The 15,228-nt window shown below is 65.9% G+C and carries 12 protein-coding genes and 1 tRNA gene; 5 read left to right on the forward strand and 8 right to left on the reverse strand.

Annotated elements, in window-relative coordinates:
• Nucleotides 1-125: 125 nt before the first annotated feature.
• The 4 genes from LMA02_RS00080 to LMA02_RS00095 all read right to left on the reverse strand — a co-directional run bounded on the left by LMA02_RS00080 (nt 126) and on the right by LMA02_RS00095 (nt 3,904).
• On the reverse strand, nt 126-464 hold the full coding sequence (locus LMA02_RS00080; RefSeq protein ID WP_006750400.1) for an EamA family transporter: 339 nt from the start codon (nt 462-464) through the stop codon (nt 126-128).
• The gene (locus LMA02_RS00085; protein WP_228906295.1) at nt 461-1,234 is read right to left on the reverse strand and encodes a methyltransferase domain-containing protein; all 774 of its coding nucleotides are present in this window, start codon (nt 1,232-1,234) and stop codon (nt 461-463) included. The genes LMA02_RS00080 and LMA02_RS00085 overlap by 4 nt, the downstream gene beginning before the upstream one ends.
• 89 nt (nt 1,235-1,323) lie before the next feature.
• On the reverse strand, nt 1,324-2,895 hold the full coding sequence (locus tag LMA02_RS00090; RefSeq protein ID WP_228906302.1) for a hypothetical protein: 1,572 nt from the start codon (nt 2,893-2,895) through the stop codon (nt 1,324-1,326).
• Between the two features lie 73 nt (nt 2,896-2,968).
• Nucleotides 2,969-3,904 (reverse strand): glycosyltransferase family 2 protein, encoded by a 936-nt coding sequence (locus tag LMA02_RS00095; RefSeq protein ID WP_228906303.1) that lies wholly within the window; start codon nt 3,902-3,904, stop codon nt 2,969-2,971.
• Nucleotides 3,905-4,257: 353 nt separating this feature from the next.
• Between LMA02_RS00095 and LMA02_RS00100 the strand changes: the two genes are divergently transcribed.
• Nucleotides 4,258-4,334, forward strand: a tRNA-Val gene (locus LMA02_RS00100).
• Nucleotides 4,335-4,563: 229 nt separating this feature from the next.
• Here the strand turns inward: LMA02_RS00100 and LMA02_RS00105 are convergent.
• Together LMA02_RS00105 and LMA02_RS00110 are read right to left on the reverse strand one after the other, a co-directional pair.
• Entirely contained in the window at nt 4,564-5,445 is an 882-nt protein-coding gene (locus tag LMA02_RS00105; protein WP_228906306.1) for a sigma-70 family RNA polymerase sigma factor, read from the reverse strand.
• Entirely contained in the window at nt 5,445-5,921 is a 477-nt protein-coding gene (locus tag LMA02_RS00110) for a carboxymuconolactone decarboxylase family protein (RefSeq protein WP_124499620.1), read from the reverse strand. Before LMA02_RS00110 ends, LMA02_RS00105 begins: the two co-directional genes overlap by 1 nt.
• A 575-nt stretch (nt 5,922-6,496) precedes the next feature.
• Between LMA02_RS00110 and egtB the strand changes: the two genes are divergently transcribed.
• The 4 genes from egtB to LMA02_RS00130 all read left to right on the forward strand — a co-directional run bounded on the left by egtB (nt 6,497) and on the right by LMA02_RS00130 (nt 9,918).
• Nucleotides 6,497-7,726 (forward strand): ergothioneine biosynthesis protein EgtB, encoded by a 1,230-nt coding sequence (gene egtB / locus LMA02_RS00115; protein WP_228906307.1) that lies wholly within the window; start codon nt 6,497-6,499, stop codon nt 7,724-7,726.
• A complete protein-coding gene (egtD, locus tag LMA02_RS00120) occupies nt 7,710-8,723 on the forward strand; it encodes an L-histidine N(alpha)-methyltransferase (protein WP_012362707.1) in 1,014 nt (337 codons plus the stop codon). The genes egtB and egtD overlap by 17 nt, the downstream gene beginning before the upstream one ends.
• Nucleotides 8,724-9,007: 284 nt before the next feature.
• Nucleotides 9,008-9,310 (forward strand): hypothetical protein, encoded by a 303-nt coding sequence (locus tag LMA02_RS00125; RefSeq protein ID WP_166723975.1) that lies wholly within the window; start codon nt 9,008-9,010, stop codon nt 9,308-9,310.
• Nucleotides 9,311-9,543: 233 nt separating this feature from the next.
• Nucleotides 9,544-9,918 (forward strand): hypothetical protein, encoded by a 375-nt coding sequence (locus LMA02_RS00130; RefSeq protein WP_228906309.1) that lies wholly within the window; start codon nt 9,544-9,546, stop codon nt 9,916-9,918.
• A gap of 250 nt (nt 9,919-10,168) precedes the next feature.
• Here LMA02_RS00130 and LMA02_RS00135 read toward each other — a convergent pair whose 3' ends face one another.
• Together LMA02_RS00135 and LMA02_RS00140 are read right to left on the reverse strand one after the other, a co-directional pair.
• Nucleotides 10,169-13,204: a type III restriction-modification system endonuclease gene (locus tag LMA02_RS00135; RefSeq protein WP_228906320.1), complete on the reverse strand. Its 3,036-nt coding sequence runs from the start codon at nt 13,202-13,204 to the stop codon at nt 10,169-10,171.
• Nucleotides 13,204-15,222 carry a site-specific DNA-methyltransferase gene (locus tag LMA02_RS00140; RefSeq protein WP_228906321.1) on the reverse strand — a complete coding sequence of 673 codons (2,019 nt, stop codon included), beginning with the start codon at nt 15,220-15,222 and terminating at the stop codon, nt 13,204-13,206. The genes LMA02_RS00135 and LMA02_RS00140 overlap by 1 nt, the downstream gene beginning before the upstream one ends.
• Between the last annotated feature and the right edge of the window lie 6 nt (nt 15,223-15,228).

Below are 15,228 nucleotides of genomic sequence, written 5' to 3' on the forward strand. Positions count from 1 at the left end.
AGAACAACTTTTCGCCGATTCACAGCCGCGCCGACATATCCTCAATCGTTCCACTGTGAATCCAGAGGCTTGCCGGATGGTTATCCAGAGAGATCTGTGGATAAGTTGCGCCGCAATTCCGCCCTCTATCGAACCACGGCGATCAGGTACAGGCCGCCGAGGATCATCGCGACGCCGCCCCATTGCGCATACGACACGCGCTCGCTGAAGAACACGATTCCGGCCAGAAAGACGAGCACGAACGTGAGTGCGGTAAACGGATAGACGACCGTGAGTCCGGCCTTGCTCAACGCGAAGATCCAGAGCACCGTGCCCGCGCCGTAGCAGAGCAACCCGAGCGCGACCCACGCATTGATGAATTCAGCTAATGCGTGGCGTCCGTCGGCGCCGAGCTTGAACGCGATCTGACCGGTTGCCGCGAGGAATACGCCAGCCAGAATGAGAACGTAGACGGAGAGTTTCACCTGTCTCCCTCGTTGCGCTTCAATCGGTTTGCGACCTTGCGGCTCTTCAGAATGGCGATCCCGGTCTTCGCGCGCACCGGCAGCCAGCGCAGCATGAACTTGCGTGCCTTGTAGCCGGGCGGCGATACGTCCGGTACGCTCGAACGGCGGTCAATGCGGTGTTGTTTGATGGCGTCCGGCAGCCGTTCCACTTCGTCGGCGGCAACGAAAAAGAGCAGGTTGTAGCGGTACCACGGCTCGATGCGCGTATCCGCCGCAATCAGCGGCCGTACGAAATCGAACAGCTGGTAGCCGTGGCGCGCGAACAGGTCGCGCCAGAATTCGTAGCGCTGCTCGTTGATGTGGTTTTCGCCGCCCTGGCCGGGCACGGCGGCAGAAAACAGCACGTGTTTGCCATGCCGGACGAGATTGTCGACGAGTACCTCGCTGGATGCCTTCGGTACGTGCTCGCCGACTTCAAGGCACTGGACGAGATCGAACGCTCGTCCGAGATCGAAGCGCTTCGAAATATCGGCCGGCACGAAGCGGGCGGGGTCGAACATCAGCACCGAACGATCCACATAGTCGCCGTCGATGCCGGTGAAGTCCTGCACGCCGAACTCGCGATGCACACTGAGCCATGCTCCGGCGCCGCAACCGACGTCGAGGATGCTCGCAGGCCTCAGCACTGCATTGACGCCTGGCAGTACGCCGCGCGCGGATCGTACCGATCCTTCGCGCTGATACCGGTAGAACGTCTCGTCATACGGCCGCGGCGCGTCGTCCGCCATGAATCCAGGTGGCATCGCAATCTCCCGATGGCGCGATCGGTGCATGTCGCGTGGCGCGACGCAACGCACCTCATATGACGGCAGTGCAATCAATCGCTCCGACAAGCCTGCTTCTCATACACCGACCATTCGCCCGCTGTCTTCACGCGCACGACGCGACAGTCCGGATTGGCGAAAAACGCGTCCGGCAGCGGTGTCTCGGCGCGGACGAAAAAATACCGGTACAAGCGCCCCTGGTGCCGCTGCCAGTTGAAGTGCCGGTATAGCGGCAACGGCGAGACGTCGGACGGCCCGACGCCGGGCAACTGGTCGAGCCGAAAACGGACGATCTGCGGCGGGAACCGCGCGGCATTGAAATCGACGAATCCGCGATGCTCGGCCTGATACCAGACCGCAAAGTTCTCGTAGACAAACGGGTTGTCCGCGGCCACGCTCGCCCGGTCGACGATGATCCCGAGGCCGCGCTGCGCCGGTTCGATCGCGTTGGCGACCACGTCGAAATCAGCGCTCTCCTCGGCGAAGCGCACCACACGCACGCCTTGCTGCGCGACGAAGCCGGCGCAGATCGCGGCAAGAATCAGCTGCGTCATCAGCACGAGCCACGGCGTACCCGCTCGCCCCGATTCGGCCTGCACGGGTGCCCGAAACATCAATGCATAGAACGGCAACAGGAACAGCGCGAAGCGCGGAAACAGGAAGAACGTGTTGATCGCGAACAGCGGCACACCGAACCAGACGATGGTCACAACGAGCGCCGGTACATAGGCGGTGACGTGTCGGTTTGCCTTCGACGCCATCAGGAACGGTGCGGCGACGATCAGCAGAAAGGCCAGCAGTAAACCGTTGTCGGGGGTAATACCCCACGGATAGAACACGGCGGCAAGTATTCGGGCCAGTGGATTGATGGTCCAGATCACGGTGAACGGATACATCGGCGCCAGATCGACGTCACGATGCAACAGCGTGTACAGCACCGTGACAAGCGCGAGCACCGCATACGGCCACACGGCGATCAGTGCGCGCGAAAACGTGCGGGGCCGGCGCACGAGCAGGAACAATCCGCCGATCGCGTTCGCGAACACGAAGATCAGCCCGTGCGAGAAAAACAGCGCAAGATTCACGAGCGCCAGCACGACGCCGCGGCGAAAGGTTGGCTGCTCGGCATAGTCGAGCGCGAGCGCGAGGAAGACCATCGCGACCGGCGTGGCGACCAGGTACGAATAGAGGCCGAATTCATACGCGAAGCCGAAGAACCCGGGCACGCACAGCCAGTCGAGGCGCGGGTCCGTACCGAGACGCCGGCGCAGCGCGACGTACGCGGCGACGAAACCGTAGAACGACAGCGTCAGCATGACCTTGAATGCGGCAGTGACAGGCATCACGAACGACAGTGCGGCCGCCGCGCCATAGCCGAGCAGGTAGGGCGTAAACAGATTGATCCGCAGCAATGGCGCCCATGGCGACTGGCCGCGCAGCATGTCGTGCAGCGTGGCGACCTGCGCCGCATGCTGCGGAAGATCGACCATCGGCGGGTGCGGCGCGAGCCAGAACAGCAGACCGGCCGCCGCGACCGTCGCAACGAACAACGCGCGCAACGCGCGATCGGCTCCGCGATACGGCCACGCGCGCGGCAGGCGGCCGCTTACCGTGCTGTCATCCATTGCACGAGCCCCCGCGTGAGACCGCCGCCGCCGGCCGCGTGCCGGATCGTTGCGCTACAGGACCGATTGCCCGTCATAGCGTCTTCTCGACGATGAAGCGCGGGCGTTGCTTCGTCTCCGAATAGATCTTCGCGACATAGCCGCCGATCACGCCGAGGAACAGCAGCTGCAGGCCGCCGAGAAAGTACATCGGGATCACGGTGGACGCCCAGCCGGGCACCGAGCGGTCGGTAAACAGCCGGATCGACAGCGCCCAGACGCCGCACAGGGTCGAGGCCAGCGCGAGCAGGGCGCCAACGTACGCGCTCCATTGCAGCGGCTTCGTCGAAAACGACGCGACGCCGTCCGACGCGAGCAAGATCATCCTCGCCAACGGATACTTGCTCTCGCCGGCGAAGCGCGGTTGTCGGTCGTAGTGGACGATCGCGGTACGGAAGCCCAGCAACGGCACGATGCCGCGCAGGAACAGATTGACCTCGCGGAAGCCGCGCAACTCTTCGATCGCCCGGCGGCTCATCAGGCGGAAGTCCGCGTGATCCGGCAAGATGTCGACGCCGAAGCGGCGCAGCAGCCGGTAGTAGCCGCGCGCGCTGACGCGCTTGAAGAAGCCATCGCTGTCGCGCCGCTGTCGCACGCCGAATACGATCTCGGCGCCCGAGTGGTATTCGCCCAGCATGCGCGGGATTGCGTCGAGGTCGTCCTGGAGATCGGCGTCGAGACTGATCAGCACGTCGCCGTTCACTTTCATGAGACCGGCCAGCAACGCATTCTGGTGCCCGTGGTTGCGCGACAGCTTGAGGCCATGGATACGCGAATCGGCGGCATGGAAGCCTTCGATGAGCGACCAGGTCCGGTCGTGCGAACCGTCGTCGACGAACGTCACACCGCTTGCGTCGTCAATGATGCCGTCGCGGCTAAGCCGGTCAAGCAGGATCGTGAGCCGGCGTACGGTCTCCGGCAACACGGCTTCTTCGTTGAAGCAGGGAATCACGAGATTGAGCGCGACCATACCCACCCCGATATCGTTACGCGTACGTTGCGGTCTACGTCGTCACGAGGCGCTACTGATCCGTGCATTGTGGCGAGCGGTTCGTGCATCACGCGCGCCTGTTCCCCGTGACCGGAACGGGCCGGTTCCTGCTTTTGATTGTCGTTCGCAACCCCGGCCCAGGATTCGCGACGAATCCATTATGACGGAACGTGCTCCGACTCGGTGAGGCGTCGCAGTGAGGATGAACCCGGATGCGATTGCGGTTTGCCTCGAGCGCCGGACAATCCCCCAAAGCGGCATCGCCGATTCAAAAAATTTTCACGAAGGGGCTTGTGCTCCTCCAAAACCCTCTCTATAATTCGCGGCTTCTTAGGCTCGTAGCTCAGTTGGTTAGAGCACCACCTTGACATGGTGGGGGTCGTTGGTTCGAATCCAATCGAGCCTACCAACGAACAAAATGAAGGGGTCCGGCAGCGCGAATTGCCTACAGGCAATCCGGCTCGCCAAACATACAAACGCCACGCGGCAACCTCGCGTGGCGTTTTTCTTTTTGCGGCCGAAACTGCGCATGCATGTGCACGATGCGTCGTGCGGATCCACGCGCTGCAAGCAGCCGGCAATCGACAAAGCAGGGCGCGGAGCAGGGCAAGCGGGCGCAACGCACCCACCGGCCACCCTCAATGCAGATGCTTCAATTTGTCAGGATTACGCACGACATAGATCGCGACGATCTTCCCGTCGTCGATGTCGAGCGCGGTCGTCTGCAGCTCACCGTCGGCCTCCAGCGTGACGAACCCCGGCAGCCCGTTGATGAACCCCGCACGCACGAGTTTCGACGCATGCGTGGTGAACAGCTCGGCCAGGTATTCGTGCACCTTCATCACGCGTTCGAAGCCGAACACCGGCTTGCCCGCGGCCGTGCGCTTGCCGCCGCCGTCCGAATGCAGGCTCACGTCCTCGGCGAGCATCGCGCCGAGCGCGCGCATGTCGCCGCTGCGGGACGCCGCGAAGAACGCCTCGGCCAGCTCGATCCCGCGCTGCTTCTCGACATGGAACCGCGGCCGAGCTTCGCGCACATGCGTGCGTGCGCGCGCGGCAAGCTGCCGGCATGCGGCCGGGTCGCGCTGGATCGTGGTCGCGATCTCGTCGAACTCGAGGCCGAACACGTCATGCAGCAGGAACGCCGCGCGCTCCAGCGGCGACAGCCGTTCGAGCGCGAGCATCAGCGGCAGCGTGACGTCCTCCTGTTCATCTTCCTCGACGACCGGCTCGGGCAGCCACGGGCCGATATAGGTCTCGCGCTGGTGCCGCGCGGACTTCAGCTGATCGAGGCACATGCGCATCACCATGCGGCGCAGGAACGCCTCGGGCACGCGTACCTCGGTGCGATCGACATCCATCCAGCGGATGAACGCCTCCTGCACCATGTCCTCGGCGTCCGCGACGGAGCCGAGCATCCGGTACGCGACGCGAATCAGCGTGCGACGCAGCGGGTCGAAGCTCGCCGCTGCATCGGCCCGGTCTTCGGCACTGCCCGTGGCCGGATCGACGCTCGTCATCAGGCCACCATCTTCGCGGCCGCGGCCTTCGCTTCGGCCGGATCGACCCACAGCCCGAAGCCGACGGCAAGCCGGTTCCAGCCGTTGATCACGTTGATCATCAGCGTGAGTTTCACCTGTTCCTCCTGGCTGAAGTGGTCGTTCAGCGCCGCATACGCGGCCTCATGCGCGCCGTGGCCCTCCGACAGCCGCGTGAGCGCGTCGGTCCAGCCGAGCGCCGCGCGTTCGCGGTCGGTGTAGCAGGGCGCTTCGCGCCAGGCGGCCAGCAGGTTGATGCGCTGCTCGGTCTCGCCTTGCTCGCGCGCCTCGACGGTGTGCATGTTAAGGCAGTTCGCACACGCGTTGATCTGCGATGCGCGGATCTTGACCAGCTCGATCAGCGTCGGCTCGAGGCTCCCGGCAGCAGCGACCGACATGGTCATCCAGCTCTTCATCAGCGCGGGGGCGGCGGCAAACGGATTGAGTTTTGCAGTCATGGTTCCTTCTCCTTTCGTGTGGGTTCCGGTGATATGACGAGCGAGCTCCCCGCGCGTGTGACATCGACGCAAAAAATTTTCAAAGGCGGGGAAGCATGCGGGGTCGAACGTGGTGCCGATGCCCGCGACACCCGCGCGCGAATCGGGATCCGACATCGCCCGCATGACGCCCGTTGCTCCGGCGAAGCCGCGCCATCGACCTTTCATCTGCGCCGCATGGCTGTCATGAGGCGTCGGTAGCGCGCACGCGCAGGCATGCACATTGCGCTAGAGTGGCCGAGCCCCGTCATGACGGGCGTCGACGGTTCGTCATGCCGCCGAGCCAGACGGGGTAAATTCTTTCATTTTTCTTTCGCCTTTGTTTCGCCCGAAATCCGATTCGCGACGTTCACATTTCTGGCCCATACTGTTCTGCACGGGCAGAAGAAGTGATGCCGCATCAGCGGCCCGGCGCGCGCGCCGGCTGCCCGACGACGCAGCAACGAAGGTCGCACGTCAGCCGCGCGCATTCGAGCGCAAGGCTTTCCTTTTTCCGGCAACGCAACGCAGCGAATCGCGACGTGAACGGTAAACCGATGAGCCTCCTTGCATCCCAGCTTCAGCGCCGTTACCAGGACGTGCGCGCCCATAGCCTCGCGCTGACCGCGACGCTATCCGCCGAAGACCAGGCCGTGCAGTCGATGCCCGACGCGAGTCCGGTGAAATGGCATCTCGCGCATACGACCTGGTTCTTCGAAACCGTCGTGCTGATGCGCCGCGTGCCCGGCTACGCGCCGTTCGACGCAGCCTTCCAGTTCCTCTTCAATTCCTATTACGAAGCGCTCGGCCCGCGTCATCCACGGCCGCAGCGCGGGCTGCTCACGCGTCCGTCGCTCGATGACGTGCATGCGTACCGGCAGTACGTCGACGAAGCGATGCTGCGCGCGCTCGATGATGCCGATCCGGCGTTGCTCACCGCGATCGCACCCGAGATCGAGCTGGGCCTGCATCACGAGCAGCAGCATCAGGAGCTGATCGTCACGGACATGCTGCATGCGTTCTCGTGCAACCCGCTCAAGCCTGCATTCCGGCCGCGCAACGGTGCCGACACGCACGCCGCATTGGCCGCGGGCGACGCCGGCCCGTTGCGCTGGCTGCATCAGCCGGGCGGACTCGTCGAGATCGGCCACGACGGCGACGCGTTCTCGTTCGACAACGAACGGCCGCGCCATACGGCGCTCGTGCGACCGTGCGAGATCGCGAACCGTCTCGTGACGAATGCGGAATTCGCGGCCTTCGTCGCTGACGGCGGATATGAACGCCCCGAATTCTGGCTGTCCGATGGCTGGGCAACGGTGCAGCGGGAAGGGTGGTCGGCGCCCTCGTACTGGATTCCCGACGACGACGGCGATGCAACAACCGTACAGGCATGGCGCGCGTTCGGCCTGCATGGCGTGGAGCCGCTCGCGCCCGATGCGCCCGTGTGTCATGTGAGCTTTTACGAAGCGGCCGCCTACGCGGAATGGGCCGGCGCACGCCTGCCGACGGAGTTCGAATGGGAAGCCGCGTTCGGCACGGACGGCATGCAGCAGATGCTCGGGCACGTGTGGCAGTGGACGCGTTCGTCCTACGAGCCGTACCCGGGCTTTCGGCCGCTCGCCGGGGTAGCTGCCGAATACAACGGCAAGTTCATGGTCGGCCAGCAGGTCCTGCGTGGCAGCAGCGTCGCGACGCCGCCGGGGCACGAACGGCCGACGTACCGCAATTTCTTTCCGCCGGCCGCGCGCTGGCAATTCACGGGAGTGCGACTTGCGCGAGACGTCTGACCTGACGGCCACGAGCGGTGGCCTGCAACCCGCCCGCGATTCGCGGCCGAGCGCGTTCGAGCGCGACCTGATCGACGGACTGTCGCGCACGCCGCGCAGCATTTCGCCGAAATACTTCTACGATGCGGCCGGCTCCGCGCTGTTCGACCGCATCTGCGAACTGCCCGAGTACTACCCGACGCGTACCGAGCTCGGCATCCTGCGCGATCGCGCCGCGGAAATCGTGCGTCGCGTCGGCCCGCATGCGGACATCGTCGAATTCGGCGCGGGTTCGCTCGAGAAGATCCGCGTGCTGCTCGATGCATGCGCGGACAACTACGCGAACGCGCCGGCGCGCTACGTACCGATCGACATCTCGGCCGACTACCTGCACGGCGCCGCGGCGCGGCTGCGTGCCGCGTATCCGTGGCTCGACGTCGCGCCGATCGCGGCCGACTACACGAAGGCCGAACAACTGGCCGAGCTGACCGAAACGCCGCGCCGCCGCATCGGCTTCTTCCCCGGCTCGACGATCGGCAACTTTTCGCCGGAGGAAGCCGACGCGTTCCTGCGCGACGCCGCGCGGCTGTTGCGCGGCGGCGGCCTGCTGGTCGGCGCGGATCTCGTGAAGGACGAGCGCACGCTGCACGACGCGTACAACGACGCGCAGGGCGTGACCGCGCAGTTCAACCTGAATCTGCTCGCCCGCGCGAATGCGGAACTCGGCGCGGACTTCGATCTCGACGCGTTCTCGCACTGCGCGTTCTACGATCGCGAGCGGCAGCGCATCGAGATGCATCTCGTCAGCGATATCGCGCAGACGGTGCACGTGCGCGGCCATGCGTTCCGCTTCGACGCCGGCGAGCGCATCCACACGGAGAACTCGCACAAGTTCACGATCGACGGCTTCCACGCGATCGCACGGCGTGCGGGCTTCGAGCCCGACACAGTGTGGACCGACGCGGACAACCTGTTCAGCGTGCACTGGCTGCGCAGCGTCGACGATATCCGCGCTTGACGTTGTTGGGTCGTTGGGTCGTTGCGTACCGCTCGCACGGCGTGCGGTACGCGTGTTGCCCGCGTCGCCGGCACGCGAACCGGCAAAAATTCCCGCCTTTATCGATTCGACGCGCCGTTGCAACGGCGTGTCGAATCACTCGTCATCCTTGTCCCGTAAGGCTCTGCGGCCACCCGTAAACGTCCGTTACCGCTCTCGCAGACCGGTTTCACCTGTGTCGGCGCAGGGTGCCTAGACTCCGAACCGTATTCACATGAAGCACGACACGTGCAGGGAGTCGCGAGATGAGCAAGAAACTTATTCTCGGTGCAGTTCTCGGTGTAGCGGCGCTGGCAGCTTCGGGCGTCGCATCGGCCCACGTCGACCTGTCGGTCGGCATTGGCGTGCCGGGCGTCTACGCGGCGCCGGAGCCGGTCTATGTGGCGCCGCCTCCGCCCGTCATGTACGCGCCGGTGGGTTACCGTGACGACGACTGGCGTGCGCGCGAATGGCGCGAACACGAGTGGCGCCGCCGTGAATGGCGCGAGCACGAGTGGCGCGAGCGCCGCTGGCATGACCGCGACGGCTGGCGCGGCGGCTGGAACTGAACCCGGCGACCGGGTTCACGAGAATCCTGATCACGACGACACAGTGAGCGTGATCGCATGATGCCGGTTTGATGACGGCCGGCCGCGCGGTTCGCCCGTGCGGCCGAAACCGGACCAATTGATATGACGAATGTGCACGGCGCGCACCGTTACGATCATTTACAACGTCGAGCAGCACGGAAACCGCGCGTTCGTAGAATGCAATCACTCGAACGCGCTCCAGGGAGCCAATAATGAAAACCCAACGATATCTGTCCGTGCTGGCAGCCGCGCTGCTCGCACTCGGTGCCGTCTCCGCGAATGCGGCGGCCGGCGGCAATGGTGGTGGTGGCGGCAACGGCGGTGGTCATGGCGCAGGCGGCTCCGGCGGCAACGCGGGCGGCATGTCCGGCGGCCACATGAGCGGCCAAGCGCTCAGCAACTCGAACGGCTTCCGCGCGGGCGACCGCGACAAGGGCCTCGCGCGAGCTGCCGATCGCTCCGACACGATCGCCGATCGTGCGGGTGCGCAGCCGGGCCACGCTCATGGCCAAACGCATGGGCATACCGCGCATGCATCGACGTCCACGCATCACGCGCATCGCAAGGCCTTCGGCCACACGCTGTAAGCGCAGCGCTACATGAGACGGAAGGGCGCTTCGGCGCCCTTTTTTCATGCCGGCTGCGCCAGGGGCTGTCGCGCGCCCGCACAGCATCGACCCCGATTTGCAACCAGCCGTAACCACGCGCACGAACGCGCGAGGATACAGATCGCTTTCATGCGAACGACAGGCTGATTCGCCCCGGCAAGAGACGGCCATCGCAGCGGCGTCGCGGCCCGGTCCATGAAAAAAGGGCGGCTCGTCGCCGCCCTTCGTTTCAGCGTCCCGCGCCCGCCAGCGGCGCGACGGTTGCAGCAGGCTCGAACAACGCATCCGCCTGCCTGACGCGCACGAATCGCGCGGCATCTTCCCCGTCCACCAGCGCACGGAAATGCGCTTCACCGCACGCGAGCTTCGCGCGCTCGTGCTCGCTCGTCACGTCACCATCGGCATTCGGCGTATCGACGACGAAATACAGCCGCTCGCCGCCATCCTGCTCCGCGAGCACCGCCCAGTCCGGGTGATAGCTGCCGAGCGGCGTCGGCACGCGGAACCACGCAGGCAGCTTCGCGTACAGCTTCACGCCGTCGTGCGCTTCCAGCGCATCGGCGAATGCACGCTCCGCGTCGGTCTCGCACACGACGGCCTCGTGGATCGACTTGCGCGCATCGGGACGCAGGTTGCGCAGATAACCGGTCAGCGCCTCGCTCTCGAAAGATTCGAGCGCATGCACGTTGCGTTCGCCGAGCCTGCGGTACGCGATGCCCGCGACCAGCGCGAGCCGCTTGCAGCGGTTGATCGCATCGGCGGCCAGCGCGATGAACTGCTGCGGATTCACGCGGAAATCGTCGAGCCGGCCGCTGTCGGCCAGGATCGTCGCGAGCGAGCGGCGCGTGAGCTGCGTGCGGTCCTGCAGCTCGGTGAGCAGGTCGGGTAGCGGCAGCTCGCCTTCGTTGATCAGCACCGTGCCCGCGCCGGCCACCTCGACCGCCTCGATGCCGGCCTTGCCGATGTCGATCTCGGCCTTGCGCCACTGCAGCCGGGCGCGCGCGATGTCCGGCGCGTCGCGCAGCGCGGCCGTGCAGTCGCGCACGAGCTTCGCGTTGTCGAACGCGACGCTATACACGGTGCGGTGGCGGATACGGTCCCACAGTGCGCGGAAGTCGTCGCCGAACACGACGGCCTTGCCCGACGCGTCGCGGCGCAACGCGATCGCGCGCCGCTCGTCCGCATTGCGGACGGCGAAGCGGCCCGACAGCTTGCGCAGCGTCGCGACGATCGGCGTGCGCAGCGTCTCGAACGCTTCGGGCAGCACGAGCGCGCTCTGGCGCAGCGCATCCTTCAGCCGGTCGAGCACCTTGCCCTGCGCGTCGACGTAGCCCTGCTCGTGCAGATGCGCCCACAGCACGCGTGACAGCTCGATGCCGAGCGCATGCGCGGGCCCGTCGCCTTCCTGCACCGGCAGCGCCGCGAACTGGTGTTCCTCGACGATCCCGAAGCGAATGCCGGTATCGGCCTCGATTTCCTTCTGCAGGTTCTCGGCGAACGACTCATAGCGCTCGGTCGCGATCACGGTCAGCGTGTTTACGCCCGGGTCGCGCACGCGCTCGCCGTCCTGGTCGACGGCGAGGCGCAGCCCGCGGCCGAGCGTCTGGCGACGCTCGCGTTCGGTCTGGATGTCGCGCAGCGTGCAGATCTGGAATACGTTCGGGTTGTCCCAGCCTTCCTTCAGCGCCGAGTGCGAGAAGATGAACTTCAGCGGCGTGTCGAACGACAGCAGCGCTTCCTTCTCGCGCATGATGAGGCCGTACGCGCGCTCCGCGTTCTCGCGTGCGGCGGCGCTGCTCTCGCTCGTGTCGGTCCAGCCGCCCTTGCGGTCGATCGAGAAGTAGCCGTTGTGCGCGCGCTCGACCTCGAGCGCGACGTCGACGCCGTCGAACAGCGCACGGTAAGCCGGCACGCGGGCCGCACGCGCATATTCCTCTTCGAAGATCAGCGCGTAGTCGCCTTTCACGGGCATCCCGTTCTCGTCGTAGCGGCGATAGCGTTCGACCGAATCGACGAAGAACAGCGACAGCACCTTCACGCCGCGCTCGGCCAGCCGCAATTCCTTGTCGAGATGCTCGCGGATCGTGCGGCGGATCATCTCGCGCTGCACGGCGAGCGTGTCGATGTCGCCGAACGCCTCGCCGAGCGACAGGAACGCCTCGCCTTCCGGATGGCGCAGCTCGACGTACTCGGCGCCCTTCACCGCATGGACTTCGCCGACGCGCAGCCCCGCATACAGTGCGCGCTTCGTCAGGCGCTCGAGATCGTCGCCGTCGGTCGCCGACACGATCTGGCGCTTCACGCCGGCCGCGGTCGCGACGTCCAGCTCGATGCGCGCGCTGATCGCGCCGCGCCGGTTCGACACGCCGACGAGCCGCACGTACGGCTTGTTGTGCGCATCCTCGACGATCGCCGACGCGATCTCGATCTGCTTGACGAGCTTGCGCTCGTACGCATCGACCGCGTCGAGCCGGTACACCATGTGATGACGGTCGACGTGCGTCGCCGAATAGCGCAGCGTGCAGAGCGGCGCCATCGCGGCGAGCGCTTCGCGCCCGCGCCCCTCGAGCCCGCCGTCGACGCTCTGCGGCTCGTCGACGATCACGATCGGCCGCGTCGCGCGGATCAGGTCGATCGGCTTTTCGCCGCCGGTCTTCTCGCTGTCCTTGTAGAGGTTGTTGATCTCCTTCTTGTTGATCGCGGCAACCGTCATCACCATGATCTGGATCGCCGCGCTCGCCGCGAAGTGGCGCACCTGGCCGAGCTTCGCGGAGTCGTACAGGAAGTAGTCGTACGGCACGCCCGCATACAGCGCGCGGAAATGGTCCTCGGTGATCGACAGCGTCTTGTGCACGCCTTCCTTGATCGCGATCGACGGCACGACGATCACGAACTTCGTGAAGCCGTAGCGGCGGTTCAGCTCGAAGATCGTGCGCAGGTACACGTAGGTCTTGCCGGTGCCGGTCTCCATCTCGACGGTGAAGTCGCGCGAGCCGGGCAGGCCGGACGGCGGCAGCCCGCCGCGCAACTGCACGTCGGCGAGATTGCGCGCGAGCGCGTCGTCGGTCAGCGACAGCCGGTTGCCGACGCCTTGCTCCGACACCGCGAAGCCGAGCGAGCCTTGCGCGGCGGCCGTCGTGCCGGGCGCGGCGTTCGCGAGCACGCTGAAGTCGCCGCGATACGATTCCTGGCCGCGAAACAGGTCGCAGACGGCGTCGATCGCCTCGCGCTGGTAGTCGAGATCCGCTTCGAAATGCAGCCGCATCACAGGCTCCGCACGCGCTTCACGCCGTGCTGCTCGAGCAGCGCGGCGAGATTGAGCTTCGCGACGTCGTCGACGAAGCCGCTGTCGCGGAACAGGCACGTGACGTCGCGTGTCGCACCGGTCGCATCGAGCAACTCGACGATGCCGTCGGAGAGCGGGCCCGCGTCGTCGCGCGAAATGCGCGCATCGAAGCACGCGACGATCGAGCGGCCGATCAGATGCACGGTCTTGCCGGCGACCCGGTGATGCTCGACCGGCGTGCACAGATCGAGGCCGAGCTTCAGCGTCAGCTCGGCGAGCAGGTCGTCCTCGCTGCGGCCGGTCTTCACGTGCTCGACGGACGCGAACAGCGCGTGGTCGAAGTCGTCGCGGCGCGGATCCCACTCGATCACGTTGGTCGTGTCGAGCCGGTACACGCGAAAACCGAGGTCGCCATAGCTTTCCGGATAATCGCGCGCGACCTGCTGCGCGGCGCGGCGCAGGCGTTCCTTCGTGATTTCGGCGAGCGTCGTCGGCTTCTTCAGCTTCGCGCAGAAATCGGCGGCCGCGAGCTGCGTCTTGTCGCGCCGGTCGAGCGTCTCGGGCAGCTGCACGAGGATGTAGCGGCGCGCGCCGCCGTCGGTCGCGTTCACCTGCATCACCGCGTGGCCGGTCGAGCCGGAGCCCGCGAAGCAGTCGAGCACGATGTCGTCGCCGCGCGTGCACCAGCCGATCACGGCCGCCGCGAAATCGACCGGCTTCGGCTGGTCGAACGGGATGCCGAGCGTCTTCAGCAGCGCGTCGTCGGAGCCGGCGAACGGCAGCACCGACGGCACGTTCTCGTACATGTTCTCGTCGAGGTAGTAGATCCGCTGCGGCTGCGTGGTTTCATCCGGGCCGAATTCGATCTGGCCGCGCTCGATCAGCGCCTGCATCGTCGCGGGCGGATTGCGCCAGCCGCGGGCCGGCATCGCGCACGGCTTGCCGGTGACCGGGTGGATCAGCGGCGTGAAATACTCTTCCGGCGCCTTCTTCTTGTTCGGCCACGCCATCGACACGAGGCGGTACACGCGCCCGTCGGCCGACAGCCGGTCGTACATCACCTCGCCGCCGGACAGGTTGGTCTGCGCCTTCATCCACGCGCGGTACGCCTTCTGCGCGTCCTTCGTGTTGCCGCTGCGGTACACCGCGTCGTGCGCGGCGTCGAGCATGCGCTGCGCGTTGCGCTTCGGGCGCTTCAGCGGCGCCTGTTCGAGCAGCGTCTCGGCGTTGCGCGCGAACAGCACCAGCGATTCGTGCTGGTACGCGACGCCGCGCGCATCGCCCTTCGGATTGCGCTTGTCCCACACGGCCACGCCGAGCTCGTTCTCCTCGCCGAAGATCTCGCGCAGCATCAGCACGAGCGCATGCACCTCGTGCTCGTCGATGTGCACGGCGATCAGCCCTTCGTCGGACAGCAGCGCGTGCGCGAGCTTCAGGCGCGGATACATCATGTTCAGCCAGTCGGTGTGGAACCGGCCGTTCGCCTCGGTATTGGTGCTGCGCTTCACGCCGCCGTCGGTCTGGCCCGTCATCGCCAGGTAGTGGCGGATGCTGTCGCTGAAGTCGTCCGGATAGACGAAATCGCTGCCGGTGTTGTACGGCGGGTCGATGTAGACGAGCTTCACCTTGCCCGCGTAGCTCTTGTGCAGCAGCTTCATCACGTCGAGATTGTCGCCCTCGATCACGAGATGGCGCGTGTCGTTCCACGCGACGCTGTCGTCGGGGCAGGGGCGCAACGTGCCCGTCGACGGCGTGAGCGCGGCCTGGCGCGCGCTGCGCTTGCCGTGCCAGTGGAAGCCGTAGCGCTCGTCGGCGGCGCCGACGGTGCGCTCGCCGACCAGCGCCTTCAGCACGTCGACGTCGACCGACGCGCCGTCCGGGCCTTCGGTCACGAGTTCGGGGAACAGCGCCTTCAGGAGCGCGACGTTGTCGGCGGTGAAATCCGTCGACATCGCCTGCGGGCTCGCCGCATCGAGTTTCTGCATCGTTTTTTCCATCGGAGC

Origin of the sequence: Burkholderia sp. B21-005 (assembly GCF_020843965.1) — a bacterium.
GTDB classification, from domain to species: Bacteria; Pseudomonadota; Gammaproteobacteria; order Burkholderiales; family Burkholderiaceae; genus Burkholderia; species Burkholderia ambifaria.